Annotated in this window: 24 protein-coding genes; 9 read left to right on the top strand and 15 right to left on the bottom strand. The window is 64.2% G+C overall.

The genetic code is table 11. The features are described 5' to 3' along the window. The first annotated feature begins 137 nt into the window (after positions 1 to 137). Genes dapF through AB5I84_RS12065 form a run of 5 tightly spaced genes read left to right on the top strand, consistent with a single transcriptional unit; the run spans position 138 to position 3,706 of the window. A complete protein-coding gene (gene dapF / locus AB5I84_RS12085) occupies positions 138 to 992 on the top strand; it encodes a diaminopimelate epimerase (protein ID WP_369456161.1) in 855 nt (284 codons plus the stop codon). A gap of 14 nt (positions 993 to 1,006) precedes the next feature. Beyond that, positions 1,007 to 1,717 carry a DUF484 family protein gene (locus tag AB5I84_RS12080; protein WP_369456160.1) on the top strand — a complete coding sequence of 237 codons (711 nt, stop codon included), beginning with the start codon at positions 1,007 to 1,009 and terminating at the stop codon, positions 1,715 to 1,717. A gap of 3 nt (positions 1,718 to 1,720) precedes the next feature. Continuing rightward, on the top strand, positions 1,721 to 2,650 hold the full coding sequence (gene xerC / locus AB5I84_RS12075) for a tyrosine recombinase XerC (protein ID WP_439650216.1): 930 nt from the start codon (positions 1,721 to 1,723) through the stop codon (positions 2,648 to 2,650). 23 nt (positions 2,651 to 2,673) lie between these two features. Further along, complete coding sequence (locus AB5I84_RS12070) at positions 2,674 to 3,381, top strand: HAD family hydrolase (protein ID WP_369456159.1); 708 nt, start codon at positions 2,674 to 2,676, stop codon at positions 3,379 to 3,381. Beyond that, positions 3,374 to 3,706, top strand: a complete 333-nt coding sequence (locus AB5I84_RS12065) for a YqcC family protein (protein ID WP_369456158.1) — start codon at positions 3,374 to 3,376, stop codon at positions 3,704 to 3,706. Before AB5I84_RS12070 ends, AB5I84_RS12065 begins: the two co-directional genes overlap by 8 nt. A 6-nt stretch (positions 3,707 to 3,712) precedes the next feature. On the opposite strand, the gene AB5I84_RS12060 is transcribed toward AB5I84_RS12065, so the two are convergent. Both AB5I84_RS12060 and AB5I84_RS12055 read right to left on the bottom strand, forming a co-directional pair. Further along, positions 3,713 to 4,732 (bottom strand): hypothetical protein, encoded by a 1,020-nt coding sequence (locus AB5I84_RS12060; protein ID WP_369456157.1) that lies wholly within the window; start codon positions 4,730 to 4,732, stop codon positions 3,713 to 3,715. Between the two features lie 177 nt (positions 4,733 to 4,909). Further along, the gene (locus tag AB5I84_RS12055; protein WP_369456156.1) at positions 4,910 to 5,095 is read right to left on the bottom strand and encodes a hemin uptake protein HemP; all 186 of its coding nucleotides are present in this window, start codon (positions 5,093 to 5,095) and stop codon (positions 4,910 to 4,912) included. A gap of 157 nt (positions 5,096 to 5,252) precedes the next feature. On the opposite strand from AB5I84_RS12055, the gene AB5I84_RS12050 reads away from it, so the two are divergent. Beyond that, a complete protein-coding gene (locus AB5I84_RS12050) occupies positions 5,253 to 5,969 on the top strand; it encodes a hypothetical protein (RefSeq protein WP_369456155.1) in 717 nt (238 codons plus the stop codon). 15 nt (positions 5,970 to 5,984) lie between these two features. Here the strand turns inward: AB5I84_RS12050 and AB5I84_RS12045 are convergent, their stop codons facing one another. The 4 genes from AB5I84_RS12045 to AB5I84_RS12030 are packed head-to-tail and all read right to left on the bottom strand — an operon-like array spanning position 5,985 to position 8,961. Next, a complete protein-coding gene (locus AB5I84_RS12045) occupies positions 5,985 to 6,488 on the bottom strand; it encodes a dihydrofolate reductase (RefSeq protein WP_369456154.1) in 504 nt (167 codons plus the stop codon). A gap of 10 nt (positions 6,489 to 6,498) precedes the next feature. Further along, the gene (locus AB5I84_RS12040; RefSeq protein ID WP_369456153.1) at positions 6,499 to 7,332 is read right to left on the bottom strand and encodes a thymidylate synthase; all 834 of its coding nucleotides are present in this window, start codon (positions 7,330 to 7,332) and stop codon (positions 6,499 to 6,501) included. Beyond that, positions 7,329 to 8,129 carry a prolipoprotein diacylglyceryl transferase gene (gene lgt, locus AB5I84_RS12035; protein ID WP_369456152.1) on the bottom strand — a complete coding sequence of 267 codons (801 nt, stop codon included), beginning with the start codon at positions 8,127 to 8,129 and terminating at the stop codon, positions 7,329 to 7,331. The genes AB5I84_RS12040 and lgt overlap by 4 nt, the downstream gene beginning before the upstream one ends. Positions 8,130 to 8,154: 25 nt before the next feature. Next, complete coding sequence (locus AB5I84_RS12030; RefSeq protein ID WP_369456151.1) at positions 8,155 to 8,961, bottom strand: sulfite exporter TauE/SafE family protein; 807 nt, start codon at positions 8,959 to 8,961, stop codon at positions 8,155 to 8,157. Positions 8,962 to 9,060: 99 nt separating this feature from the next. On the opposite strand from AB5I84_RS12030, the gene AB5I84_RS12025 reads away from it, so the two are divergent. Beyond that, positions 9,061 to 9,801, top strand: a complete 741-nt coding sequence (locus AB5I84_RS12025) for an NRDE family protein (protein WP_369456150.1) — start codon at positions 9,061 to 9,063, stop codon at positions 9,799 to 9,801. Between the two features lie 3 nt (positions 9,802 to 9,804). Here AB5I84_RS12025 and AB5I84_RS12020 read toward each other — a convergent pair whose 3' ends face one another. The 3 genes from AB5I84_RS12020 to AB5I84_RS12010 form a co-directional block, all read right to left on the bottom strand. Further along, positions 9,805 to 10,479: a hypothetical protein gene (locus AB5I84_RS12020; protein WP_369456149.1), complete on the bottom strand. Its 675-nt coding sequence runs from the start codon at positions 10,477 to 10,479 to the stop codon at positions 9,805 to 9,807. Positions 10,480 to 10,605: 126 nt separating this feature from the next. Continuing rightward, complete coding sequence (gene ptsP / locus AB5I84_RS12015; protein ID WP_369456148.1) at positions 10,606 to 12,876, bottom strand: phosphoenolpyruvate--protein phosphotransferase; 2,271 nt, start codon at positions 12,874 to 12,876, stop codon at positions 10,606 to 10,608. Between the two features lie 19 nt (positions 12,877 to 12,895). Beyond that, entirely contained in the window at positions 12,896 to 13,405 is a 510-nt protein-coding gene (locus tag AB5I84_RS12010; RefSeq protein WP_439650215.1) for an RNA pyrophosphohydrolase, read from the bottom strand. 124 nt (positions 13,406 to 13,529) lie between these two features. On the opposite strand from AB5I84_RS12010, the gene AB5I84_RS12005 reads away from it, so the two are divergent. Both AB5I84_RS12005 and AB5I84_RS12000 read left to right on the top strand, forming a co-directional pair. After that, on the top strand, positions 13,530 to 14,186 hold the full coding sequence (locus tag AB5I84_RS12005; protein WP_369456147.1) for a histidinol-phosphatase: 657 nt from the start codon (positions 13,530 to 13,532) through the stop codon (positions 14,184 to 14,186). Between the two features lie 4 nt (positions 14,187 to 14,190). Then, entirely contained in the window at positions 14,191 to 15,273 is a 1,083-nt protein-coding gene (locus AB5I84_RS12000; RefSeq protein WP_369456146.1) for an imelysin family protein, read from the top strand. On the opposite strand, the gene AB5I84_RS11995 is transcribed toward AB5I84_RS12000, so the two are convergent. The 6 genes from AB5I84_RS11995 to AB5I84_RS11970 all read right to left on the bottom strand — a co-directional run bounded on the left by AB5I84_RS11995 (position 15,257) and on the right by AB5I84_RS11970 (position 25,850). After that, positions 15,257 to 16,042: an enoyl-CoA hydratase gene (locus AB5I84_RS11995; protein WP_369456145.1), complete on the bottom strand. Its 786-nt coding sequence runs from the start codon at positions 16,040 to 16,042 to the stop codon at positions 15,257 to 15,259. The two genes, AB5I84_RS12000 and AB5I84_RS11995, sit on opposite strands and share 17 nt — an antisense overlap. Before the next feature lie 116 nt (positions 16,043 to 16,158). Continuing rightward, positions 16,159 to 16,548 (bottom strand): glycine cleavage system protein GcvH, encoded by a 390-nt coding sequence (gene gcvH, locus AB5I84_RS11990; RefSeq protein ID WP_369456144.1) that lies wholly within the window; start codon positions 16,546 to 16,548, stop codon positions 16,159 to 16,161. Positions 16,549 to 16,686: 138 nt separating this feature from the next. Beyond that, positions 16,687 to 19,836, bottom strand: a complete 3,150-nt coding sequence (locus tag AB5I84_RS11985; RefSeq protein WP_369456143.1) for an Ig-like domain-containing domain — start codon at positions 19,834 to 19,836, stop codon at positions 16,687 to 16,689. A gap of 16 nt (positions 19,837 to 19,852) precedes the next feature. Then, a complete protein-coding gene (locus AB5I84_RS11980) occupies positions 19,853 to 21,220 on the bottom strand; it encodes an OmpP1/FadL family transporter (protein WP_369456142.1) in 1,368 nt (455 codons plus the stop codon). A gap of 294 nt (positions 21,221 to 21,514) precedes the next feature. Continuing rightward, a complete protein-coding gene (locus tag AB5I84_RS11975) occupies positions 21,515 to 24,496 on the bottom strand; it encodes an Ig-like domain-containing domain (protein ID WP_369456141.1) in 2,982 nt (993 codons plus the stop codon). Between the two features lie 10 nt (positions 24,497 to 24,506). Next, complete coding sequence (locus tag AB5I84_RS11970) at positions 24,507 to 25,850, bottom strand: OmpP1/FadL family transporter (protein WP_369456140.1); 1,344 nt, start codon at positions 25,848 to 25,850, stop codon at positions 24,507 to 24,509. Positions 25,851 to 26,009 lie beyond the last annotated feature (159 nt).

The raw sequence follows: 26,009 nt of genomic DNA, 5'->3' as shown, positions 1-26,009 counted from the left end.
AGTGTCGCCAAACCCGCGGCCCAAGTTGAGGTGCGTCCGTGCCAAATAAGCCATTCAAAACAGGCCACGCTGCCAGTGGTCGCAGCTCTGGCGACGCCCTACAATGAGCCCCTGCCTGCCCGATCCACGGAGTTTCGATGTCCATCCAGTTCACCAAGATGCACGGTCTTGGCAACGACTTCATGGTGCTCGACGGCGTCAGCCAGACGCTGCCGGAGACCGGTCCGCCGTGGCCGTCCGATGTCTTGGCACGCCTTGCTGACCGCCATACCGGCGTCGGTTTCGACCAGTTGCTGCTGATCCAGCCAGCCCACGGCGATGCCGATTTCTGCTACCGCATTTTCAATGCCGACGGCACTGAAGTGGGCCAGTGCGGCAACGGCGCCCGCTGTGTGGCACGCTTCGTGCGCGACAAAGGCCTGTTCGACGGCCACACGCTGCGGCTAGAAACCCACAGTGGCCAGATGCAGCTGCGCATCACCGACGATGGTTTGATCAGTGTCGACATGGGTGCCCCGCGCTGGCAGCTCGACCAAATCCCGTTTGTCGCCAAAGCGGAAGCCGACAGCTACTTGATCGTGGCCGGCACCAACGCGCACGAGGTGTCTGCGGTGGGGCTCGGTAACCCCCACTGCGTGCTGCTGGTGGAAAACGTCGACCAAGCACCGGTGGCCGAGGTGGGCCCGTTGCTGTCCCAGCACGAACGCTTCCCAGAGCAGGTCAACGTCGGCTTCATGCAGATCATCGACCGCAGCCACATCCGCCTGCGCGTGTTCGAACGCGGCGTTGGCGAAACCCGTGCCTGCGGCTCCGGCGCCTGTGCCGCGGTGGTCTGTGGCCAGCGCCGCGGCCTGCTCGACGACAGCGTCAGTGTGCAGCTGCCCGGTGGCACGCTGCAGATTCATTACGCCGGCACTCACATCACCATGACCGGGCCCGCCTGTGCGGTGTACGACGGTGTGCTGCCCTACCCCGACCCGGTGTGCCCATGACCATGGAGAGGCCGATGACCGATACCGCCCTGAGCCGCGAACAGGTAGTCAGCTACCTGCGCGACCACCCTGATTTCTTCCACGCCCGTCCCGATCTGCTGGAGCTGATGTCACTGCCGGACCCGCGCGGCTCTGCCGTGTCGCTGCTGGAGCGCCAGGCGCAGATCCTGCGCGAACGCAACCAAGAGATGCGTGAACGCCTTAACGGCCTGGTGGCGGTTGCGCGCGACAACGATCAACTGTTCGAAAAGACGCGCCAACTGGTGCTGGCGCTGGTGGAAGCGCGCACGCTGGAAACCTTGCTGCCGGCGCTGCTGCAACAGCTGAAACGCGACTTTGCCGCCGATGCGGTGCAGCTGCTGGTGTACGACCGCGACTTAGCCTTGACCGGCGAGTTGCGCCGTCAGGTGCGCTGTCTCGCCGCCGAAGACCAACACACTGCACTGCAGAGCCTGCTGCGCAGCGGCAACACTGTCTGCGGTGTGCTGCGTGACGAAGAGCTTCAAGAGCTGTTCGGCGCCAATGCCGACAAAGTGAAGTCCGCCGCCATGGTGCCGTTGGAGTTCAACGGCCGCCAAGGACTGCTGGCGATCGGCAGCGAAGATGCCCACCACTTCCGCAGTTCGCTGGATACGCTGTTCATCAGCCACATCGGCGATGTGCTCAGCCGCCGCCTGCACGAACTGCTGCGCCACCATCCGCGGCTGCCGGCACGGCGCGCCTGAGCGGTGGTCACCTTGCAGCCGGAGCTGGCGCTGTATCTGCAGCGGCTGCAGGACGTGCGGCGGCTGTCGCCGCACACCGTCACCCATTACCGCCGTGACCTGGAAAAGGTGATGGCCTGGATGACCGAGCAGGGCCTACAGCACTGGTCCGACCTGCACGCCCAGCACGTGCGGCAGCTGGTGGCCCAGCTGCACCGGCAAGGTTTGGGCGGCAGCAGCCTCGGGCGCTTGCTGTCGTCGCTGCGCGGGCTCTACCACTGGCTGGTCAGCGAGGGGCTGTGCCGCGACAACCCGGCATTGGATATTCGCCCGCCACGCAGCCCGCGCCGGCTGCCGCGCACGCTGGACCCGGATGGCGTGGCACGGCTGCTTGATCCGCCGCTGCCACCGGACGACCCGTGGGCCTGCCAAGACCGCGCCATGATGGAACTGTTTTATTCCTCCGGCCTGCGGCTGTCAGAGTTGGTGGGGCTGGATGTCCATCACATCGACTGGCAGGACGCCAGCGTGCGCGTGCTTGGCAAAGGCCGCCGTACCCGCGACCTGCCGATCGGCAAACCAGCGATTGCAGCGCTGCGGGCTTGGCGCCAGCGCCGCCCGCAGCACCTCGCTGATGCCGACGACAGCGCCCTGTTCCTGGGCCGGCGCGGCCGCCGCATTCACCCGCGCATGGTGCAGACACGGTTGGCCGCGCAGGCGCGCGAGCACGGCCTCGACCAGCGCCTGCATCCGCACATGCTGCGCCACTCGTTCGCCACCCACCTGCTGGAATCCAGTGGCGACCTGCGTGCAGTGCAGGAACTGCTCGGCCACGCCAACTTGTCCACCACCCAGATCTACACCCATCTGGATTTTCAGCACCTGGCTCAGGTCTATGATGCCGCCCACCCGCGTGCCAAGCGCCGCGATGATGCCAGCGAAGACGACGCCTGATCGGCGTTGCCCATGGAGATGACATGGCTCGGTTAAAGCTGATCACTTTCGATCTCGACAACACCCTGTGGCCGGTGGACGCGGTCATCCGCCAAGCCGAACAGACCACCCGCGACTGGCTACTGGAGCGCGATCCAGCGCTCGCTGACACGCTCACCCGCGCCAGCCAAGCCGCACTGCGCGACCAGCTGATGGCAGCGCACCCGGATTACCACCACAACCTCAGCGCGTTACGCCGCGACACCTTGGTGGAGGGCCTCAAGCAAGCCGGCTACGGTGAGCCTGAAGCACGGCGCTGGGCTGCAGATGCCTTCGAGGTGTTTCTTGAGGCGCGCCAGCAAGTGACCCTGTTTCCGGATGTCGTACCCACACTTGAACAACTCGCCGGCCGCTACCAAATCGGTGCCCTCACCAACGGCAACGCCAGCTTGGCGCGCATCGGCCTCGATCACCTGTTCGGCTTCCAGCACTCCTCGGAGAGCATCGGCCGCGGCAAGCCCGATGCGCCGATCTTCTTGGCGGCACTGGCATCGGCCAAGGTACGGGCCGACCAAGTGGTGCACATCGGCGATCACCCCAACGATGACGTGCTGGCCGCACGCAGCCAGGGCTTTGATGCGGTGTGGGCGAACCTGCTGGAGATGCCGTGGCCAGAGCCGCTGCCGGCCGACACCCCGACGCTGAGGTCGTTTGCCGACCTGCCGGCGCTGTTGGAGCAACTCGATGTCTGAGCTGCAACGGCACACACTGGCCGCGCTGCTGACCGAACTGGAACAGGAACTGGCGCGCGCCACCCTATGGCAGGCGCGGCCGCCGGCGCCGGAGGCGTTCGAGAGCACGCTGCCGTTCGCCGCCGACCGCATGGCGTTCCATGAATGGTTGCAGTGGGTACTGATCGCGCGCTTCCGCGCCTTGTTGGACGGCCGGCTGCCACTGCCAGAGACCTGTGCCGTGGCGCCGATGGCGGAGGAATCAATGAAGGAACAGGGCGCGACCGCGGCGCCGATCATTGCCGTGCTGGTGCGCATCGACGCACTGTTCCGCGCGCCGAGCTGAGGCGACTCAGGCGCCCTCCGCCGCCTGTGGCCAACAGCGTCCGTGCTGTTCTGGCGGCAGCAGGCAATCGGCCAGCAATGCACGCCAACTGGGTAACTCCCAGCGGCCGAAATGGCGGCCGCTGCTGAGCGTCAACACCCGCTCATCCACGCCGTTGAACAACTCCACCGTGGTAACGATGCCGGCACAGGTGGGTTTGCGCACCCGCCACACCGACGCCACTTGTCGCAGATCCAGCGCCAGCGACATGGCGCCCTGCCCCAGCCATAGCTGTGGCCCGGCGCCGGCCGCCAGCGGCACCCGTCCTTGGTGCCTCAGCACACCAGCGGCGTTGCTGCAGCTGATGGTGAGCGGCGTGTGGCGCGCCGCTGCCAACATCAGCAGTGCCGGTACGCTGTCCAGGCTCACCGCCCGGGCAAACTTGTCGCGCACCTTGCGGTAAGCCCGCAAGCGGCGGATGCCGTGGCGACGCAGCAGCGCATCGAAATCCCCCGGCTCACGCAACCGCGACCAGTCCTGCTCCAACGTCGTCACATCCACCCGCATCGACGACACCTCCGACCACGGTGCGGCATCCAGCCGCGGTGGCAGTTGGTCCGGGTGGGCGCACTGACTGACGAGCTGCTCAAACTCCGCCACTGCCCCAACCTGAACCTGGTACAACAACACCCCGAAACGGGAAAAAAAGAGCAGGGTGTGCGCCGACCAGGATTCGACCGGCGCCACCACTGCAAAAACCAACGCAAAGTGTCTTGAGAATAAATCCAGCGCGAACGGCGACTGCTGCCAACGCACCACATCGGACGCCGGGCTGACATGCACGCCGTCCGGCGGCGCCGTCAGTGTCAGCTTGGCGACATCGTTGCAGCCGGTGATGCGCAGCGGACCCATCCGCATGACCGCACCCAAGCGCTCTGATGACATCTCCCGCAAACGCACGACCCGGTCACCCAGTGCCTGGACACATTGAGTCAGTTCCGTCGACCACGGCGTCCTCGCCGGGGAGGACAACAGCACATTCACCATATCCGCCTCCTGGTTCCGTCATCAGCGCGGCGACCCTTGGGTCGCATAGTGTCGGATTGGCTGGCGTCGGCTGGCTGGTCCGTCAGGGGAGAAACAAGTGGCAGGTACCAGCGAACTGGTTGGGCACCCTGCCAGTGCCGCCCGCCCGGTGCTGACCCACCGGGCGCCCCGAGAACGTTACTTGGTAAGAATCAATTTACCGCTGGCGGTTTGCCGCAGCTGGTAGAGCCCATCGCCGTGACGAATCCACAGCAGCCCATCCTCGTTCAGCAACTGACGGCTGCTCACGCGTCCGTCACGCACTGTCAGTAAGCGTTCACGACGGGGGCGGGGGCGAGTAACAGTGGTGGCTGGTGCAGTCATGGGGCTCTCCCTTTGAATGAGAACGATTATTATTTGCAGAAGAGAATCCGTCAAGCACCTACTGACAATTTTTTTGTATCCACCCCCCGTGGCTGCACGAACAGCCCCCCGCCAGTACAATCGCCTCTTCATTCTGTGCAACGAGTTGTTCCCCGCCATGCTGATGCAACGTTTCCGCGAATCCTGGTTCTTCTGGCGCCACAACCTGCGCACGCTGCTATGGGTGACGCTGCCATTCGCGCTGGCCGAAGCGCTGGTACTGGGTCTGTCCGGACCGCTGCTGTCGGTGGATGGCGAGCAGGTGCAGTTCAACCAGCTGTCGATGGTGCTGAGTCTGTTGCTGCTGCCGCTGGCGGACGCCGCGCTGATCAGCCAACTGGCGGCGCTGCAAGCCGGCCGCGCGCGCCCGGTGGTGGATTGCCTGACGGTGGCGCTGCGCAAACTGCTGCCGTTGGCCGGTGCCTACGTGCTGATGGTGATGCCGCCGATTCTGGTGCTAAGCATCGGGCTGTCACTGGTGCCGACCTCGGTGGGCATGCCGCTGGGGCTGATGATCACGTTCTGGTGGTACTGCCGGGTGAGCATCGCGCCGTTCATCGTGGTGCTGGAAGGTACGCTGCCGCTGACCGCGGTACAGCAGGCCTGGCGCCGCACGGCGCCGGTGCAAGGCGAGTTGGTGTTGGCGTTGATGCTGTCGCAATTGGTGGTGAAAGGCGCGTCCGCCGGCCTGATGGCGATGGCGGATGGGGTGTTCGGCCAAACTCTGCCGGCCTATCTACTGGCCAGTGTGCCAAGCGCGTTGCTGGCGGCGCTGGTGACGATCGTGCTGTTCCGCTTCTACGGCCTGCTGCCGCGCGAGCCGGAGCCGTCCTGATACCGCAGCCGGCGCCTACCGGCGCCGGTAGACCACAAAGCTGTAATCGTAGGGATTGGGGCCCTCAGCGCTGAAGTCCTCGCGCGCTTGCTCCAGCCACTGCCCCGCTGGCAGTTCCGGAAAGAAGGCATCGCCGTCCACGTCGGCATGCACCTCGGTGATATAGAGCCGCTCCATCTGTGGCAGCGCCAATCGGTAGATCTCGGCCCCGCCCATCACAATCACTTCCTCGGACCCGTCAATCACTGCAATCTGGTCCGCCAGCAGCAGCGCTGCGTCCAAGCTCTCGACCACCCGCGCGCCCTCGGCCACATAATCCGGCTGGCGGCTGATGACGATGTTGGTGCGCCCCGGCAACGGCCCCTTCAGCGATTCCCAGGTCTTGCGCCCCATCACCACCGGCTTACCGAACGTGACCTGCTTGAAGTACTTGAGATCGTTGGGCAGGTACCAAGGCAGCTTATTGTCACGCCCGATGCAGCCATTGCGGGCACGGGCCACCATCAATGCACGACGCATGGCGCTCTCCTCAAATAGCCACCGGGGCCTTGATATGGGCCGCCGGTGCGTAGTCCAGCAGCTCGATGTCTTCGAAGCGGAACGCGAACAAATCGGTCACATCCGGATTCAACCGCAGCTGGGGCAGCGGGCCCGGCGTGCGCGACAGCTGCAGGTCCGCCTGTTCGAAGTGATTCGAGTACAGGTGCGCATCGCCCAGCGTGTGCACGAACTCGCCCGGCTGCAGGCCACAGACCTGCGCCATCATCACCGTCAGCAACGCATAGGAGGCGATATTGAACGGCACGCCGAGGAAGATATCGCCGGAGCGCTGATACAGCTGGCAAGACAACTTGCCGTCCGCCACATAAAACTGGAACAGGCAGTGGCACGGCGGCAGCGCTTGGCGGCCGGCTTCCGCGTTGGCCACCGGGCTCAGCGACGGGTCCGGCAGCAGCGACGGGTTCCACGCGGACACGACCAACCGACGCGAGTCCGGATTGCGGCGGATCTCTGCCAGCACATCGCTGATTTGGTCCACCACGCGGCCATCGGCGCCGGTCCAGCTGCGCCATTGGGCGCCATACACCGGCCCCAGCTCGCCGTCAGCGGTGGCCCATTCATTCCAGATCGAGACGCCGTTCTGCTGCAAGTAGCCGATGTTGGTGTCGCCGGCCAAAAACCACAGCAGTTCGTGGATGATCGACTTCAGGTGCAACTTCTTGGTGGTTAACACCGGGAAGCCATCGGCCAGGTCGAAACGCATCTGGTAACCGAACACCGCGCGCGTGCCGGTGCCGGTGCGATCGCTCTTGTCGACGCCGTGGTCGCGCACATGGCGCAGCAGATCAAGGTACTGTTTCATGCCCGCGCCCCCTGCGGATGATTGCGATAACCCCACACCATCATGGCGATGCCGAGCAGCACCATCGGCAGACTCAACAGCATGCCCATGGTCAACCAACCGCCGGCGATGAAGCCGGGGTAGGCATCCGGCTGGCGGAAGAATTCCCCGATGATGCGGGCCATGCCATAACCGACCCCAAATAGGCCGGTGACCGACGCCAACGGACGTGGCCGGCGAGAATAGAACCACAGCAGCAGGAACAGCAGCAGCCCTTCCAGGGTGGCTTGGTACAGCTGGGAAGGATGGCGCACCAGTTGCGCGGCATCGGCCGGAAACACCATGCCCCAGGGCACGTCAGTGGCACGCCCCCACAGCTCACCGTTGATGAAGTTACCGATGCGGCCGGCCAGCAGGCCGAGCGGCACCAGCGGCACACCGAAGTCGGTGACCTCGAAGTAGCGTTTGCCGGTTTTGCGCGCGAACAGCGCCAGCGCCAGCAGCACCCCGATGGCCCCGCCGTGGAACGACATGCCGCCTTCCCACAACCGGAACAGATAGAGCGGATCGGCGGCCAGCTTGTGGCCGCCGTAGAACAGCATGTAACCGATGCGGCCGCCGAGGATCACCCCCAACGCACCGTAGAAGATCAGGTCGCCCACCTGCTGCGGCGTCCAGCCACTGCCTGGCCGGCGCGCGCGGCGCATGCCCAAGTACCACGCCAGCACGAAGCCGATCAGATACATCAGCCCATACCAGTGCACTTTGAGCGGGCCCAGCGACAGCGCCACCGGATCGATCTGCGGATATTGCAACATCACACTGTCCTCAAACGGTTTCCGTTCAGCCCAGCGCCAAGCGCACGCCGATGATCACCAGCAGCAATGCGAACACGCGTTTCAGCGTCGCCGCCGGCAGCAGCGTCGCCAGTTGCGCGCCGACTTTGGCCATCGGGTAGCTGGCAATGCCAATGCCCAGCGCCGCGGGCAGGAACACATAACCAAAGCTGCCGGTGGGCAACCGCGCATCACCCCAGCCGGCGATGATAAAGCCGGTACAACCGGCCACCGCAATCGGGAAGCCGCACGCGGACGACACTGCCACCGCTTGGCGCATCGGCACTTTGAAGGCGTTGAGCATCGGCACCGTCAGCGAGCCGCCGCCGATGCCAAACAGGCTCGACAGCACCCCAATGATGCCGCCACAGGCGGTCAGACCCACCGGGCCGGGCAACCGTTCCACCGCCGCTGGATCTTCCGGACGGGTGCTGCTGAACAGCATCTGCAGCGCTACCAGCACCGCAAAGCCGCCAAACAATTGTGCCAACAGCGGGCCCGACAGCCAGTCGGCGACGAAGGCGCCGGCGAAGGCGCCGAGCAGAATGCCGACGGCCAGTTTAGAAACGATTTCCCAACGCACGTTGCCTTTGCTGTGGTGCGCACGAATGGCGCTGGTGGACGTCAGCACGATGGTCGCCAGTGAGGTGGCCACCGCTGTTTGGGTGGCCACATCAATCGGCACCCCCATCCAATGCAGGATCAACAACAAACCGGGAACCAGTACCACGCCCCCACCCAATCCCAATGCACCGCCGAGCAAGCCCGCGATCACGCCAAGGCCCAGATAGGCCGGCAGGTATTCAAAACTCATCAGACGCTCCATGTTGGCCGGGCTGCTATGCTAACGCAGTTTTGCCCGCATAACGCCCTTTCACCGCGGCGCTGGCGGGCTGCCTGCGGAGACAACTCGATGTGCGTGATTTTCCTGGCCTGGCAGGCCGACCCCCGCTGGCCGTTGGTGGCCGCCGCCAACCGCGATGAATTCCATGGCCGCCCCACCGAGGCCGCTCGCTGGCGCGGCGACATCTTTTGCGGTCTCGATTTACGCGCCGGCGGCACCTGGCTCGGCATCCACCTCAGCGGCCGGTTCGCCGCCGTCACCAACTTCCGCGATGGCGACATCGCGCCGGCTCCCCGTTCCCGCGGTGACCTGCCGCTGAGTTTCCTGCAAGGCACAGCGTCACCGCAGGCCTATGCCGAGCAGGTCGCGCGTGACGGCGACCAATACGGCGGCTTTAACCTGCTAGTGGGGGACCGTGACAGCCTTTGGCACCTGAACAACCGCGGCGCCGCGCCGCAGCCGCTGGCGCCGGGCATCCACGGATTGTGCAACGGGCAACTGGATGAGCCCTGGCCGAAGGTGGTGCGCGGCACACAGGCGCTGACGCAGGTACTGGCCGAAGGCGGCGATGCGCAGGCGCTGGCGGCGCTGCTGCAAGACCGCCACCAACCGGACGATGCCGCGTTGCCCGCCACTGGGGTGGCACTGGAGGTGGAACGCATGGTGGCGCCGATCTTCATCAACGCACCGCACTACGGTACCCGCGCCAGCAGCCTGGTCTGGCTGCCGGCGACCGGCTCACCGCAGATGGTGGAACAGCGTTGGGACGCGGCCGGCGCTGCACTAGGCAGCAGCGACAGCCGCCACTGACGCTCAGGCGCGCTGGCGCAGCACCTGGCCGAAGTGGGTCATATAGCCGGCCAGCTCATCGTTGCTGAGGCCGTGCAGCACTTTGCTGGTCACGCTGTGCAGCGCCTTGCGACTGCCTTCCACGCCCAGATCCAGCGCTTTCTTGGTGACGAAGCCGATCTTCACGTGGCGGGTCTGCTCCAGGAACAGGCGATCGAGGATCATGTCGATGAAGCGGCCCATCACATCCACGGTCAGGTCCACCACCTCGCGGCCGTTACCGCTGACACTGGCGTCGGTAGCGCGACGGAAGTCAGCGGCAAAGCCGGCGTCCACCGGCAGCGCGATCATCGCTTGTTGGTCGTTCTCGTCACTGGCGCGCCAGTACATGGCTTCGATGTTGCGCACGATCGGCGCAAATTCTTCGTTGGTGGTTTTCTTGTAGATTTGGCGCGTCAGCATATGCGATGCCTTGCCGGCGGTGCCGACCGCGAAATCGATCACTTTCTGTTGGCCACTGGTGAGCCGCGCCATTTTTGCCGGCTCTTCCAGGAACAGGCTCAACAGCGTGTTGGTCAGCTGGTCCACCAGGTCGATGAAGGCGTCAGCGCCGTTGCCGCGGTTGGCCACAGCAGTGAGAAATTGTTCGGTGCTGCGCACCAGCTCCGGGCTTGCCGGAATCGCCACCACGTCTTGCATTGTCTGCTTCCTGTCTCGGATCGGGGGACGGCCGAAGGGCCGCTCAGAGGACGCCGATGATAGCCACTGCCCTGCGCCGGCCCATAGGCCGCATACCACCCCGACGACTGTCACTGCGGCAACTGCTCACGCCACGACGCGCTTGCCCAGCAGCTCTTCCAGCCCCGCACGTTCCAGCTGCAGCGCCACGTAAGCCTCGATCACCTCGCCGTTGTCCATCTGCAGCACCTCGGCCAGCAGTTGCTCGAGATCGCTGCGGGCAACATTGCGGATCGCCGCCTTCACCTTGAGCAAGTTGGGCGCGTTCATTGACAGCACTTCCACCCCCATCGCCACCAACAGCAAGGCGGTGCCCGGATCGCCGGCCATTTCGCCGCATACCGACACCGGTTTGCCTTCGGCGGCGGCGGCGGCGACGATCTGCGCCAGCGCATGCAGCACCGCCGGATGGTAGAAGTTGTAGAGGTCGGCCACGCGGCGGTTATTGCGGTCCACCGCCAGCAGGTACTGGGTCAGGTCGTTGGTGCCCACCGACAGAAAATCGACCCGCTGTGCCAACGCTCGCGCTTGGTAGACCGCCGCCGGCACTTCGATCATCGCGCCCACCGGCGGCAGCAGAATGTCGGCGCCTTCTTCACACACTTCCAGCCAAGCGCGGTGGATCAGCTGCTGCGCCTCTTCCACCTCAAACACCGAGCTCACCATCGGCAGCAGGATGCGCAGATTGTCCAACCCCTCGCTAGCACGCAGCATGGCGCGCAGTTGGGTGGTGAAGATTTCCGGGTGGTCGAGCGTGACGCGGATGCCGCGCCAGCCGAGGAACGGGTTGTCCTCAACAATGGGAAAATAGGGCAGCGCCTTGTCACCGCCCACGTCCAGCGTGCGCATGGTGACCGGATGCGGCGCAAACGACTGCAACTGTTCGCGGTAGATGCGTTGCTGCTCTTCCTCGGACGGGAAGCGGTCGCGGATCATGAACGGGATTTCGGTGCGGTACAGGCCGACGCCTTCCGCGCCGCGCTGCAAGGAACGGCTGATATCGGTGAACAAACCGGTGTTCACCTGCAGTGCGATACGCTGGCCGTCGCGGGTTTCCGCCGGCAGCTCACGCAACTTTTCCAGCCCCGCCATCAACGTGCGTTCTTCGTCGATGATCACTTGAAACTGGTGGCGCAGCTCCGCCGGCGGATTGGCAATCACCCGGCCACGAAAACCATCGACGATCAGCTCACGGCCATCCAGCTGCTTGAGCGGCAGGCTCGGCGCCACCACCGTCGGGATGCCCATCGCGCGCGCCAAAATGGCCATGTGCGAGTTGCGCGAACCCTGGATGGTGGCAATGCCTGCCACCCGGCTTTGCGGCACTTCCAGCAGCATGGTGGGAGTGATTTCTTCGCCCATCAGGATGGCGTTGTCGGGAAACGCTTGGGGCCGGCGATTGCGGCTTTGCAGCTCCGCCAGCACCCGGCGGCCAAGATCACGCACATCCGCGGCTCGCTCGCGCAGGTAATCGTCATCCATCATCTCGAACGCGCGCACGTGGGTGTCGATGACGGTGCGCAGGGCACCTTGAGCCCAATGCCCTTCACGGATGCTGGCGACGATTTCGCCGGCCAGCGCATGCTTGTCGAGCATGCGCAAATACACTTCGAACAACTCCTGTTCGGCATCGCCGAGCCGGCCGCGCGCGCGTTCCGACAGCGCGCGCACGTCGGCACGCACGCGCACCAACGCCGATTCCAGCAGCGCCACTTCAGCTTCGATGTCTTCCGCTTCCCGGTCTGGCACCGCCGCCAGGTCTGCCGGCGGGAACAGCAACACTGCAGTGCCGATGGCAGCACCGCTGGCGCCGACCAAACCTTCGTAGATGGCGGTGCTGTTCGGCGCGGCTTTGCGCGCCAGCGCTTCGATGGAACCATTGGCGCGGGCATGGGCCACCACTGCCGACAGCTGCGCAGACAGGGTTACCAAAAACGCTTCTTCACTCTGGTCGAAGCGGCGGTTGTCGCGCTGCTGCACCACCAGCACGCCGAGTACCTTGCCCTGGTTCATCACCGGGACACCAAGGAAGGCGTGGAACGGATCCTCGCCGGTTTCGGCAAGGTAGAGGAATTTCGGATGCGAGAACGCATCCTCGAGGTTAACCGGCTCTTCGCGCATGCCCACCAGCCCCACCAGCCCTTCGGTGGCACCGAGGCTGACGCAGCCAACCGCTTCCCGCTTCAAGCCTTCCGAAGCCATCAGCACATAGCGTTGCTCTTGGGCATCGAGCAGGTAGATCGAACAGACTTCGGTGCCCATGGCATCGCGCACACGGCGCGTCATCAGCTCCAGCGCATCTTTTAGATCCGCAGCGCTGTTCACTTCCTGCACGATTCGACGGAGGGTGTCGAGCATCAGCCTGGCCTTGGCAGAGTCAGTTCGAGGGCATTTCTCGCTTGGCGATCGGTGCCAATTCCTTCAACGCCCGCGCATAGACGCCGCGTTTGAAGTGCACCACCTTGCGGATCGGGTACCAGTAGCTCACCCAGCGCCAAGCTTGGAATTCTGGCGTCTCGCTGCGCGCCAGGTCGATGCGATCCTCATTCCCCACCAGCCGCAGCAGGAACCATTTCTGCCGCTGGCCAATGCACTGACGCTGGCCCACTTCCACGTGTCGACGCATGAAACGGCGCGGTAAGCGGTAGCTAAGCCAACCACGGGTGCTGGCAAGGATTTCCACATCCCCGGGACGCAATCCGACTTCTTCTTCCAGCTCGCGATAGAGCGTCTGCTCCGGGGTTTCACCCGGCATCATGCCGCCCTGGGGGAACTGCCAAGCGTCACGGCGGCCCACTCGACGGCCCCAGAACACGCGGCCTCCAGCGTCGACAATGATGATGCCGACATTCAGTCGAAAGCCCTGTTCATCAATAATGCCCGTCATGGTCCTGCCTGCCTGATCACCGGCCCATTAAACCTTGCCGAGCCGTACCCAATCAACGCACTTGCTCTGCTATTCTAGCGGCCGCTTTTTGTCATCGGCCTTTTGAGACCCTTGGAGCCTGCTCATGACTCTCGCAATTTTCGATCTGGACAACACCCTGATCGGCGGCGACTCGGATCACCTGTGGGGCGACTACTTGGTGGCCCGCGGCATTATCGACGCCGGCGACTACAAAGCCCGCAATGATCAGTTCTACCAGGACTACCTGAACGGCAGCCTGGACCAGATGGCCTACCTGCGCTTCGCCATGGCGGTGCTGACCCAGCACCCGCTGGAACAACTGCACCAATGGCGCGCCGAGTTCATGCGCGATGAGTTGAGCAAAATCCTGCTGCCGAAAGCCAGCGCACTGCTGCAATGGCACCGTGAGCAAGGCCACTTCCTGCTGATCATCACCGCCACCAACGACTTTGTGACCGCGCCAATCGCAGAACTGCTGGGTGTTGATCACATGCTGGCCACCGAGTCTGAACTGCGCGACGGCCGCTACACTGGCGAGATCGTCGGCGTGCCGTGCTTCCAGGACGGTAAGATTCACAACCTCAACGCCTGGCTGGCCACCACCGACCACACGCTGGACGGCGCTTGGTTCTACAGCGACTCACGCAACGACCTGCCGCTGCTGGAAGTGGTCGATCATCCGGTGGCGGTAGACCCGGACGATCACTTGCGTGCCGTGGCCAATGAACGGGGCTGGTCCGTGATCAGCCTGCGCGACTAAAGCGATGAGGGCTCACTCCGGTTTGCGCTGGGTCGCCCTGCTGCCGCTGGCATGGCTGGCGGCCTGCGATCCGCCGGCGCCCACCGCGTCGGAACCACCGCTGCCGCGCCCAGCTGCGGCGGCGGTGGAAAGCGCTGACGCAGAACTGGCAGTAGCTGATCGTGCATTCCGCAATGCGCGCAGCGAAGTGCTGGCAGCACTGCACCAACAGATGGCACCGTTGCAGGCGGCGCTGGAGCGCCTGCTAGCGCAGCCAGATGCCGCGCAGCTGGCCGCCGCCCGTGCAGCGTGGGAAGACAGTTACCGCGCCTACAACCAAGCCTGGCCACTGCTCGCCACTCAGGCGCAGTTAGAGCCAGAGTTGGAAGCGGTGCTGCAACAGACCGATCGCTGGCCGCTGCTGCCCGGCTATGTGGATTACGTCCCCGGCTGGCCCGAGAGCGGCATCATCTACGACGTGTCGCTGACCATGGACCGCCGCACCCTGTTGGCACAGCAGAACATCACCGACGCCACCGAAGTCAGCGTCGGCTTCCAAGTGGTGCAGTTGCTGCTGTTCGGATTGGCGGACAGTCCGCGTCAACCGCAGGATTTCCGCGCGGTCACCGAAAGTCTGCCCAGTCACCAGGGGCCAGTATCGGAACGACCGGAGAACCGGCGCCGCAGCTATCTGACGGTGGTGTCACGGATCCTGCTGGATGACCTGCGCGAGCTGACCCGGCCGGTATTGCAGGAAGAAGAAAGTGCCCACCATGTCGGCGCGCTGGTCAGAGCACTCGGCCGCACCAGTGTGCGGCTGGCACGGGCCGGTTCCCTCGACGCCGCTGCCGATCTGTTCAGCGGCCACTACTTAGCGGCTGAAAGCCGCGCCCTGATCGAGCACAGTCACCAACAAACACTGGCGTTTTGGCTCGACCGCGACAGCGAAGCGAGCCAGGCCCTGTGGGCGGTTCTGGAACAAACGGCGCCGGTGTTTGCCGCCCAGCTGTCCAAGCAATGGCAGCAGGCGCCCCAGGACTATGCCGCCCTGGGGGCCTTGCTGATGCGGCCGCCGGGCCGCGCGTCAGCGCTCAGTCGAAACGGCTGAAGTCCGGCGCGCGTTTCTCGACGAAAGCGGTCATCGCTTCGCGTGCTTCCGGGGACGTCAGCCGCTGCACGAACTCTGCGCCTTCACGGGCCATCTGCGCGGCCAATACCTCGGCATGGGGCGCGCGCATCAATTCCTTGGTCAGCCGCACTGATGCCGGCGGCATCGCCGCCAGTCGCTCGGCGGCGCCGCGCGCCTTGGCCAAGTAGTTAGCGTCGTCACACACGCCATTGGCAATGCCCAGTTCCAACGCCCGTTCACCGGTGATGGTTTCCGCCAGCAGCAGCAATTCGGCGGCCTTGGCCGGACCAATCGCCTGCGCCAGCAGGAAGCTGGAGCCGGCTTCCGGGCACAACCCCAGGCTCACGAACGGCATCTGCAGGCGCGCGCTGCGGCCGCAATACACCAGATCACAATGCAGCAGCATGGTGGTGCCGACGCCAATCGCGGCACCGTTCACCGCGGCCACCAGCGGCTTGCGGAAGGTGCGCAGCAGCTCAAGGAACTGCATCACCGGCGCGTCCGGGCCGGACGGCGGGTGCTGCAGGAAGTCGCTCATGTCATTGCCGGCGGTGAAGCAATCGTCCGTACCGGTGATCAGTACCACCCGCACCGAGCTGTCTTCATCGGCAGCCCGCAACGCCGCATTAAGGGCGGTGTACATGGCATGGGTCAGGGCGTTTTTGCGCTCCGGACGCTGCATGTGCAGCTCCAGAACCTGGCCGCGCTGCTCAATGGCAATGTCGGCGCAGGATGAGGAAATGGTCATGGGAAACTCCTGGCGGTAGGCCCGCCTCGCGGGCCCGGGGAATCAAGCGGCCCAGTATAGCGAGCCGCAGCTGCGCCACCGTAGGACCGGAACGTAACCGTGCGTGTCACTGCCGGTCAGTGATCGTCGAGGCGCGCCTGATACTCGTCAGCGCTGAGCAACTGCTCCAGCTCGGCGGCATCGTTGATACGCAGGCGGAACAGCCAACCGTCACCGTAGGGGTCTTGGTTGACCAGCTCCGGGGTGTCTTCCAGCGCGTCGTTGACCGCCACCACAGTGCCGGCCACCGGCGCGTAAATGTCGGAGGCAGCCTTCACTGACTCCACCGCACCGGCTTCGGCGCCGGCTTCCAGTTCGCTGTCCAGATCCGGGGTTTCCACGTAGACCAGATCGCCCATGGCTTGTTGGGCATGATCGGTGATGCCGACATAGGCGGTGCCGTCATCTTCCAGACGGATCCACTCGTGGGTATCGGCATAGCGCAGCTCGGCACGCAGTTCGCTCATGGTCACAGGCTCCTTGACTCAGACTCGGGGCGGGCGGCATCGGCCACCCATCTGCGGCGGGATTCTACCTGCAACCACCGCTGAAGGCGGCACAAAAAAAACGCCACCCGGCGCAGGCCGGGTGGCGTCAGGGACGGCTCAGTGTTTCGCCGGTCGGGACATGTAGTTCAGGTTCACCGCCTGGGCGGGGATTTCCAGATCAACGTTGGCTTCGAGGAAACCGAGTGCCAACAAATCCACTTTCAGCGGCACCGCGTCGCGGTTGACCTGAATGATCTGCATGCGGCCATCATCGTAGAAGCGCAGCGGCCCTTTCAGATCCAGGCTGAAGCCGTAGCCCAGTTGGTTGTGCGCCAACTTGCTTTCGATGAAGCCCAGCAGCCAGACCTTCGGCTCCAGTTGCGGAGAGTCCAGGTACAGGTCCAGCACCGACAGGTACTGCGGCTCGCCTTCGCCGGTGTCGACGATCCAGCTTGGAATCAGACCATGCTCGCCGGGCCCGCAACGGCGCTCGTTACGCTGCGAGTGTTGCGGTTCCGGTCTGCCATCCTGAGGTGCACGACCATCACAGGTGGAACGCATTCGCATGTACTGCGGCCCAGTCGGCGCCGGCCCACTCTTGGCAATACCGCCTAGGGTGGTCTCGGTGTACACGGTCAGGTCAGTGGACTGGATCACGGTCGGGTACAGCCATACCAGAATGCCGCCGTTATCCAGCACTTCCTGGGGAATGCGCCCATAAGCCGGGTTGGGATCGTTAGCCAGTTCCTCGGCGGAAATGAAGCCCACCACATCCGCCATCAGGCCACCGGTCTGATAGATGTAATGACGCTCCGGGCAGGTCTTGCCGATGTCGCAGCCCAGTGACGCCTTGGCCACCGAGCCACCCACGCCCGTCACTTGCACCCGCGCGCTGTTATGCAGGTACAGCGGATCGTTGTAGGCGCTGCCTTCGCCGTCATCCCACTTGGCATTGCCGTTGATGTCGGCGGTCGGCAGGTTGTCGAGCCCCTGGAACACCCACGGCACCGGCTCAGCGCCAGTGAAGTAGATGCGCATGACCGCACCACCGCCGTTCATCGGCGGCGCTTTATCAGCCGACTGGGCAAACAGCTCGGTTTTCAGCGGCAGGCCGTTGGCGCCGCAGATGGCGCTGCTCGGGTTGCACTGATCGCTGCGCGCATTGCCGTTGGAAACCAGTTCGTAGGCGTACAGCGCTCCTTCATCCCAGCGCTGGGCCGGCATGAAGCGCATCTCACGACCCTTGACGGTCAGGTCGCCATCCACGTCGCTGCCGCTCACCGGAGTACCGTCTTCGGCCACCTTGAACACCTTGAAGGTGGTGCCGAGCAGCACGCTGTCTGGATTCACCGGTTGCGAGAAACGCACCACGATCGGGCGGTCAGACGGCATGTACGGCATCGGCAACCGGTCCTCGCGGCTGTTGGTGCCTTTGCAGGAACCGACCACGCCATCACGCAGACGGGTTTCTTCCAGCACGCAGGGGAAGCCTGGGTAGGAGCCGATCACGAACGGCGACACCTGGCCACCAGCGGCCGCCAGCGGCATGTCAAAGCGCAGCGTTTGCGCCGCCAGCGCGTTGCCGGCCAGGTCGGTAATGCCACCGTCCAGTTCCAGCGTGTAGCTTTCGCTCAGCTCGAGACCGGCGCGGATCACCACCGCAGCACCGTCACGGCGGATCTCCACCGGCAGGCTGCTGCCATCGCTCTTGCGCAGGGTGACGTTGCGGGTCAGCGAGTTCGGTTCCAGCGGCTCGGTGAAGTTGAGCACGATCGGATCGCCGGGCCGCATGGCGAGGCTTTTTTCCAACGATTCTGGCGTCGGGTTGCTTTCCAGTGCCCCCGGACCCGGCAGCCACGACAGCAGCTGCGGCGGGGTGGTGTCCTGCGGTTGCGCGGGCGCGTCCTTGGGATCCCGGTAAGACTCCATGTGGAAGCTCAGCGTGCCGTGGGCGTACTCCACGCCGAGCACATCGTTTTCCACCACGGTGACGGCATCTGCCACCAGCACGCCATCCTTCACGATCGCCATGCCCACCAGTTCCATGTGCAGGATGTCCTGGTTGAAGGCCGCGTTAGCGCGCGCGTCATCGGTGACGATGGCCACGTCCATAAACATGCGCAGTTGGCGCGGCGCTTCTGACAGGCGAGTGTGCGGGTTCGGCAGCAGGTAGCCGGTGGCGTCGGTGATGAACTGCACCCGTACCGCACCGGAATCGAAACCGGCCGGCACGTGGCCGCCCACCAAGACGTCCAGCGCGCCGCCGGTGAGCATGCCACCACGCGGCAAGCGCACCGGCAGGATGTCGTTCTCGAACAGCGGCGCATAGCCGAGTTCGGTATAGACATCGCCTTCCTGCGCTGACTCGGTGTCATCACCCAGCAGTACTGATTTCACTGGCACCATGTTCATCAGGTCGCCGGTGAGGATCGACGGCTGCCCGGTGTTCGGTGCCCGCAGCGCCATCAGGTCACGGGGACCGGACATTTTCGGCGTGAACTCGAAGCTACGCTTGCTGCCAAACGGCGCCGCCAGCGCGGTGCCGTAGGTGCTGGTCAGGTTGCCGAAAGTAAGCACGTAGCGCTTGCCCGGCGTCAGGTCCTGCTGCGGGTCGATGGTCAGATACGGACCCTTGGCCAGCGCCACCGCCGGTACCAGCTTGCCGGTGCCGTCCGTCAGCTTCACGGTGTCACCGTAGGCAAATTGCTCGGTGTCGATCGGCTGGCTGAATTGGAAGCGGAAGGTGGTCATGTCGACGATGTCCAGCTGCTGGCCATCAGGGAACATGCGCGTCATCGCGAAATCAGCACTGCCCTGCTGCTGGTCACGCGGGCCGTACTGGGCGGCGCGGGTGCGGAAGCTGAAGCCGCCGTCCGGCACTACCAGGGTGCCTTCCGCGCTGTTGAGGCCGTCAATCTTGACGCGGTACTCACTATTGAACGCCAGCGCGGCGTGCGGATGCAGCACCACGCTACGGCCGTCGCCGGCGAGACGGTGCGCCACCGGCACCAAATTGCCCTGAGCGTCACGCAATGAAACTTCGCTGTCAGTGATCGGCTGGCCGGCCGCCACTGGTTTAGAGAAATGCACCACTACCGGCGCAAAGGTGGAAACGCCGGTCTGGTCGCGGTCAGGGTAGCTGTAGACCAGCTCGCCGCCGGGGATCAGCGGCACCTCGGTCACTTTCTGCTTGTCGCTGCCACCGCAGGCACCCAGTACCAGACTGAGTGCCAACAGCGGCGCAACGCGTCGTGTGATTGCCATCATGTCGTTGTACCTCGCCTCAGAACTTCAGCGTCACAGAGCCGGTGAACACGTGCACATCGCCTTCTGCGGAGATGGTTTCCACCGGATTGATCTGGCTGTCGCTGCGTGACAGGTCAAATTCACGCTTTTTCAGCATGTGGTACTGGTAGCCGACATCGAGTCGCATCGGGAACGCGAACACCGGCGGGTTCTTCACTTCCAAGCTGGCGCCGATCCCGAGGACCACGCGGTCGTTGTCGAAGTAGTTCACGTCGAGGGACTCACGGCCCTTGAGCGGCGATTTTTCCCACGCCACGCCGGTCATCAGCGTCAGCTCGTCGAGCACTTTGAAGTCGAGGCCGATACGCGGAATGACGATGTCATCGAAGCTCAGGTTGGCTTGGTCCTTGAGCGTGTCGCGCTCCAGCTCGCGGCCCAGCCGCGACCAGCGTTGGAACTCGGCGGACAGCGCCAGCCGTGCCGGGCCCATTTTGTAGAGCATGCCGGCGGAGATGATTTCCGGCTGGAACGAATCCAGCGTCTGCAGCGCCAAATTCAGGCCCGGCGCCGCGATCACCTGATCGATGATGGCGGTGGCATCCACCTTGGTGCGGGTGTTGGAGTAGCCCTTATAGACCAGCGCAGTCTCGAACGCGTCCGCCCAGCATGGGGTGGACGTACAGAAGGTTTCGCCCCAACGCACGTTCATGCCCACGATCGGACGCATCACCGGCTTGGCGCTCACGTCCAGATTCTCGTGGGAGGTGTCGCCGGCAAGGGTGCTGTTGGTGCGCATGCTGGCGTTGGCATGCAGCGTCACCCGCAGCGACGCGCCCACATCCACGCCGCGCCACAGGTTGGCGGCACCACCGATGGCCAGGAACAGCGGCTGACGGCCGTAGTTGAAGAACTGGCCACCGCTGGAGGTCTGCGAGTTGAAGGCCATCATTTCCTGGCCGTATTTCTCAATGCCGGCCATGAAGCCGAGGTACATCGGCATGTCGTATTTGGTCAGCGAACCGATGTTGGTTTTCATGCCGATCAGCACCTGCTGGGACGGCGTGTCGTCCAGCACTTTGCCATCGCGGATCGGCGCCTGGGCACCGCCCAGGCTGTTCACACGCAATTCGTGGTCTGCGTGGAGGAAACCCGCCGTCAGCTCACCGCGCGGGTCGGCGGCCAGGTACGCCGGGTTGTAGTAAGTGGCAGACACTTGGCTGTTGAACAGCGACAAGCCTTGCGCAGTACCCACGTCCGCCGGCAGCAAGCCGTACGTGGTCGCGGTGTTGCCCATGTTGGCGTGGGCCGAGGTCATAGCGAGGGGTAGCGCGCAGGCCAGCAAAGGCCACCATTGTCCCGGACGACGAACAGCGGGGCGCAGACGGAAAGGGAGCGGAACCGGCATGAGGAGTCTCTCCTGAATATCATTATTATGATTGCCGCGGAGACGCGGTCAGGGGCGGAGAGTCGCACGGGGCACGCTGGGAATCAGCGGCTAATTCATGAAAAAAGTAGCTTTTATGTGAACTTGTGAAATGGTTCGTAAGTACCAGATTGTTTTTTGTACTGATACGCCAGAGAATCGCAGGGTATAAAACTATAACTTGCTGATCTCCATAGCCTTATAACTTATCACCCCTCATCTTGATCCAAACTGCGGCGCCGTTAAGGCGCCGCAGTATTGGCGTATGCACCGATTTCAGTGGGGCAATGGAGCGTTGATATAGGTGAGATTCACGCCGCCCATGGGCAGTTTTAGATAGGCTTTTGCAAGGGAGCCGGCGCCGTTGTACATGTCCACATGAATATTCAGTTCGGACTCGCTAACAAGGCTAATCTGCGCGCGTCCATCAGGCAGGAAGCGCACCGGCCCGCGCAACTTCAGACCGTTCAGTGGGTACGACTTGAGGTCATGCGACAAGCTCAACGGTGGCGTCAGCCCCGGCGCATCCAGTAACAGATCCAGCTCCAGTTCCAACTCCGGCAGACCGTCGGCTCCCGACTTGATCCACGCTGTCACGGGCTGCGACCGCTGGCCGTTGGCATCTTCGGCATAACGGATCCGCATCACCATGGGCTCGGTATCGATCTCCAAGTTGAGAATCGCAGCGCGCGCCACCACCGGCACCGAGGTGGTCAGCAGCTGGGTCGGCCAAATGTCCACGCGCACTGCCTGCGCCGCCTCATCCCAGCCTGCCACGTCCACATCCAAGGCCCCGGTCAGGTAGATGAACGGCTCTTGGGGGCAGCTTTCGGGCTTGCCCAGCACGCTGAAGCCGCAACCGACGTTCACTTGGGACACCAGCCCGGCACCGCCGTTGCCCTCCAGACGCACCGCGTTAGGCGGCACCGGGTAGCTGCCATCCGCGGCCTGCGGGGCTTTGGTTTCATTGCCGTCAATGCGGAAGTTGCTGTTCACGTCCTGGGTCGGCAGGTTGGCCAGTGGCAGCGCCACCGCCGCGCTATAGGCACCGCCACGGAACGGAATCGCCAGCTCTGGGCCGCCGGCCAGGTCGCCATTGGTCTGCAGCATTGCCGTTTGCAGCGGTGCGCCGAAATCAGCACAGATGGCGTTGCTGCCGCACTGGGCATTGCTGGCGGCGGAGGCCAGCGTGTAGCGGTACAGCTCGCCGTCCTGCCAGGGTTGCGCCGGCACGAACTCCAGCTTGCGCGCCGCCAGTTGGACCCGGCCCGGTACCACGCCAAGGCATTGGCCCTGTTCGTCGATGCGCTCTACCCGCAAGGTGCCCTCACCACAGGCTTCTCCCAACACCACTGACGCCGGGTCGAGGTTCTGCGACACCCGCACTTTGATCGGGCGATTGGCGGGCAAGGTCGCCAGCGGCGGTTGGTCACCGGCTGGCCAATCTTTCGGTGTCACACAGGTGCCCTGCAGATTCCCGGCGACATCCATGGAGCCCGGCACCGTCGGGCACGGGAAGCCAGGATAGCTGGTCAGCACCAGCGGAGAACGGTCGCCACTGGCGTAGGCCGGCAAGGTCACGTCCAGGGTTTCCGGCACCGCCGGCTCGCCCATCACGTTGGTCAGCCGGTCGCTGATCTGCACCAGATAATGCTCGCCATGGCGCAAGCCAAAGCCACCGGGACGGATGATCACTGAGGCACCATCCACCCGCACCGAGGCGTCCTCATCCAGTACGCCATTGCGTTCCACCCGAATGCCTTCGGCTACGGTGTCGGCCGCCAGCGGGTTGGTGAACACCAACACCATCGGGTCGCCCGGCACCACCTGGCCCAGTTGCTCGCCCGGCGTCCAGCTTTGCAGCGATGGCGACGGCAGCGCTGATGGCGGCTGCGGTTCGGTCTGGCCCTGCTCATCATTGGCGTCGATGCTGAACGACAACAGCCCGGCAGCGGTTTCCAGCCCCAGCACCTGCGGCGTCACCATGCTCAGCGCTTGAATCACCAACCGATCCCCTTCGCGGATCGCGGTGCCCACCAGCTCCACATTCAGCAACGTCTGGTTGAGCCCGGCGTTCACCTCCGGGTGCTCGGTGCTCATCGCCACGTCCATCAGCAGGTGTACCCACTGCGGCGAATCCGAGCGCTTGCTATAGCCGTTCGGCACCATGTAACCGGTGGCGTCGGTGAGCAGTTGGATCGTCACTTCACCGGATTCAAACCCGGCCGGCACGCCACCGCCGACGACGATCGGGGCATTAGTGCCGGTCAGCACGGTACCGCGCCGCAACCGCAGCGGCACCGAATCCGGCGCGTGCACGGTGTAGCCCAGTTCCACCGCCAGATCGGCGGTCACATCAGTGCCAGTGTCATCGCCCAGCAACAGCGCCAGCAGCGGAATGTGGTTGATGATCTGGTCGCTCAACGGCGACAGCAACTGCCCGCCCTCCGAATCGCGCAGGTGGGTGCCCAGCACCGAGCGCGGTTCCGTCATCGCCACCGCCAGCGTCCGCTCATAAGCAGGCAAGGCAGCGCCGGTGCGGCTACGCAGCGCGTTGGTCAGTTGCAGGCGATAATCGCTGCCGGCTTCAAGGTCGTCATCCGGGTCAATGACCAGCCCCCGGTCACGCACCAACAGCGTCGCCGGCACCAGCGCACCGGCGGCGTCGAGCAACTTGATCGTGGTGCCATAAACCGCCGTTGCCGGGTCCAGCGGCTGCGACAGAGTCATCCGCAAGGTGCTCATATCGGTGACTTGGAAGCGTTCGCCGTCCGGCACCAACGAGGCGACGCGGAAGTCGCCGTCCAATTGCTCGCCGGGGCCGTGTCCGGTGGGCACCGTGGTGGTGCGGAACGACAGGCCGTCAGCGGGAAACGCCAAACCGCCACTGTCACCCTGCAACGGCGTGCTGGTGACGCGGTACGTCTGCGCCGGCTGCAGCGGCAATTGCGGCTGCAACACCAGCGCCCGGCGGTCGCCGCTGAAACGGGCGGTCACTGGCACCGACTTGCCGTCGGCACCTTTCAACGTCACCGCAGCGGGATCCTGACTGGCCGCCAGCGGGTCGCTAAATCTCAGCACCAGCGGTGTCGCCAGCTGGACATCAGTCTGGCCGCTGTAGGGAAAGCTGTATTCGAGACTGCCGGCGGGCGGCGGCACCGAGGTACGCTGCTTGCTGCCGCCGCCGCAGGCGGCCAGCGCCGCCACCGCCAGCACCAACCCGGCACTGCGGGCCACTGCCATCATTGATTTGGTCATCGTCGCCACCTCAGAACTTCATCGTCATCGACAGCGCGAACACGTCCACATCACCGCCACTGCGCACGCGCTCATAGGGGTTGCCGGCCACGGTGGGATCGCTGGTGGTCAGCTCGAACTCACGGTCCTTGAGGAAGTGGTGCTGATAACCGACATCCACTCGCAGCGGGTAAGCGAACACCGGCGCGTTCTTGAATTCCGCCGACAGACCGACGCCGAGCACATAGCGATCGTTGTCGAGGTAATTCACGTCCAGCGAGCGATCGCTCTTCAGTGCCGAAGATTCAAACGCCAAACCGGTGGTCAGCGTGAACACATCATTGAGCGCGTAGCTGGCGCCAATGCGCGGGATCACCACATCTTTGAAGCGTAGGTTGGCCTGGTCGCGCAGGGTGTCATGCTCGAACTCTTTCTCCAGCCGCGACCAGCGCTGCAGCTCACCGGTGACCCCCACCCGCAGGCGGTCGAAGCGGTATTGCACGCCGAGCGCGTAGATATCCGGTTGGAACGAATCCAGCGTGGCGATCGCCAGCTGCAGGCCCGGCGAGGCAATGACACCGGGAATGATGGCATTGGCATTCACCTTGGTGCGGGTGTTGGAGTAGCCGCGGTAGGAAAACGCGGTTTCCAGCCCATCCAGCCAGCTGCGCTGGTCCGGACGCAGCGTTTCACCCCAGTTTACGTTGACGCCCAAAATGGGCCGCACCACCGGCTTAGCGTCCACCTGCAGCGACTCGTACTGGGTCTCGCCGGCCAAGTTGGAGTAGGTATCGAGGTTGGCGTTGGCGTGCAGCGTCACCCGCAGTGACGCGCCCAGGTCGATACCGCGCCACGCGTTCATGGCGCCGCCGAGGTTGAGGAACAGCGGCTGGCGGCCGTAATTGAAGAACTGGCCGGCGCGCGAGGTGGTGGCATCGAACGCCAGCATCTCTTTGCCGAACCGCTCCACGCCGGCCATGAAGCCTAGGTACAGCGGTTTGTTGTAGCGCGTCATCGAGGTCAGGTTGGTTTTCATGCCGACCAGGATTTGCTGCGAGGGGTCGTCATTGAGCACGTTGCCGCCGCTGCGTTGGATCGGATCCGGACCGCCCAAGCTGCGTGCTTCCAGTGAGTGCTCGGCGTGGAACAGGCCAACGGTCAGCTCGCCGCGATCATCACGGGCCAGATAAGCCGGGTTGTAGTAGGTGGCCGATACCTGACTGTTGAACAGCGACAGCGCTTGAGCCGAGGCGATATCGCTCGGCAGCACGCCATAGGTGGAAGCGGTGTTACCCATGTTTGCATGCGCCATCGGCATGGCACACAACCCCGGCAAGGCACACAGAGTGGCCCACAAACGGAACGAACGAGACATCATGAAGCTCCTGCTTTCGTTGTTATTGTTGCGTGGCCAAGGTGCTGGCGGACGCAAAGCAGAACGCCCGCGAGCGCGGGCGTTTATGCAATAAAAATGGTGGCAGGAACGGACAAGGTTGGCGTGAGTGCAAATGTAAAACACACCGTAAAACAGACT

Origin of the sequence: Alcanivorax sp. REN37, from assembly GCF_041102775.1 — a bacterium.
In the GTDB taxonomy this organism is placed as follows: domain Bacteria; phylum Pseudomonadota; class Gammaproteobacteria; order Pseudomonadales; family Alcanivoracaceae; genus Isoalcanivorax; species Isoalcanivorax beigongshangi.
The sequence above is the reverse complement of the archived record's forward strand: the minus strand, read 5'-3'. Positions and strand labels throughout refer to the sequence as shown.

What these genes read in the sequence shown, in the direction of transcription:
- dapF (WP_369456161.1), top strand. Translation starts at nt 138, where the DNA reads ATGTCCATCCAGTTCACCAAGATGCACGGTCTTGGCAACGACTTCATG.
- AB5I84_RS12080 (WP_369456160.1), top strand. Translation starts at nt 1,007, where the DNA reads ATGACCGATACCGCCCTGAGCCGCGAACAGGTAGTCAGCTACCTGCGC.
- AB5I84_RS12070 (WP_369456159.1), top strand. Translation starts at nt 2,674, where the DNA reads ATGGCTCGGTTAAAGCTGATCACTTTCGATCTCGACAACACCCTGTGG.
- AB5I84_RS12065 (WP_369456158.1), top strand. Translation starts at nt 3,374, where the DNA reads ATGTCTGAGCTGCAACGGCACACACTGGCCGCGCTGCTGACCGAACTG.
- AB5I84_RS12060 (WP_369456157.1), bottom strand. Translation starts at nt 4,732, where the DNA reads ATGGTGAATGTGCTGTTGTCCTCCCCGGCGAGGACGCCGTGGTCGACG.
- AB5I84_RS12055 (WP_369456156.1), bottom strand. Translation starts at nt 5,095, where the DNA reads ATGACTGCACCAGCCACCACTGTTACTCGCCCCCGCCCCCGTCGTGAA.
- AB5I84_RS12050 (WP_369456155.1), top strand. Translation starts at nt 5,253, where the DNA reads ATGCTGATGCAACGTTTCCGCGAATCCTGGTTCTTCTGGCGCCACAAC.
- AB5I84_RS12045 (WP_369456154.1), bottom strand. Translation starts at nt 6,488, where the DNA reads ATGCGTCGTGCATTGATGGTGGCCCGTGCCCGCAATGGCTGCATCGGG.
- AB5I84_RS12040 (WP_369456153.1), bottom strand. Translation starts at nt 7,332, where the DNA reads ATGAAACAGTACCTTGATCTGCTGCGCCATGTGCGCGACCACGGCGTC.
- lgt (WP_369456152.1), bottom strand. Translation starts at nt 8,129, where the DNA reads ATGTTGCAATATCCGCAGATCGATCCGGTGGCGCTGTCGCTGGGCCCG.
- AB5I84_RS12030 (WP_369456151.1), bottom strand. Translation starts at nt 8,961, where the DNA reads ATGAGTTTTGAATACCTGCCGGCCTATCTGGGCCTTGGCGTGATCGCG.
- AB5I84_RS12025 (WP_369456150.1), top strand. Translation starts at nt 9,061, where the DNA reads ATGTGCGTGATTTTCCTGGCCTGGCAGGCCGACCCCCGCTGGCCGTTG.
- AB5I84_RS12020 (WP_369456149.1), bottom strand. Translation starts at nt 10,479, where the DNA reads ATGCAAGACGTGGTGGCGATTCCGGCAAGCCCGGAGCTGGTGCGCAGC.
- ptsP (WP_369456148.1), bottom strand. Translation starts at nt 12,876, where the DNA reads ATGCTCGACACCCTCCGTCGAATCGTGCAGGAAGTGAACAGCGCTGCG.
- AB5I84_RS12010 (WP_439650215.1), bottom strand. Translation starts at nt 13,405, where the DNA reads ATGACGGGCATTATTGATGAACAGGGCTTTCGACTGAATGTCGGCATC.
- AB5I84_RS12005 (WP_369456147.1), top strand. Translation starts at nt 13,530, where the DNA reads ATGACTCTCGCAATTTTCGATCTGGACAACACCCTGATCGGCGGCGAC.
- AB5I84_RS12000 (WP_369456146.1), top strand. Translation starts at nt 14,191, where the DNA reads ATGAGGGCTCACTCCGGTTTGCGCTGGGTCGCCCTGCTGCCGCTGGCA.
- AB5I84_RS11995 (WP_369456145.1), bottom strand. Translation starts at nt 16,042, where the DNA reads ATGACCATTTCCTCATCCTGCGCCGACATTGCCATTGAGCAGCGCGGC.
- gcvH (WP_369456144.1), bottom strand. Translation starts at nt 16,548, where the DNA reads ATGAGCGAACTGCGTGCCGAGCTGCGCTATGCCGATACCCACGAGTGG.
- AB5I84_RS11985 (WP_369456143.1), bottom strand. Translation starts at nt 19,836, where the DNA reads ATGATGGCAATCACACGACGCGTTGCGCCGCTGTTGGCACTCAGTCTG.
- AB5I84_RS11980 (WP_369456142.1), bottom strand. Translation starts at nt 21,220, where the DNA reads ATGCCGGTTCCGCTCCCTTTCCGTCTGCGCCCCGCTGTTCGTCGTCCG.
- AB5I84_RS11975 (WP_369456141.1), bottom strand. Translation starts at nt 24,496, where the DNA reads ATGACCAAATCAATGATGGCAGTGGCCCGCAGTGCCGGGTTGGTGCTG.
- AB5I84_RS11970 (WP_369456140.1), bottom strand. Translation starts at nt 25,850, where the DNA reads ATGTCTCGTTCGTTCCGTTTGTGGGCCACTCTGTGTGCCTTGCCGGGG.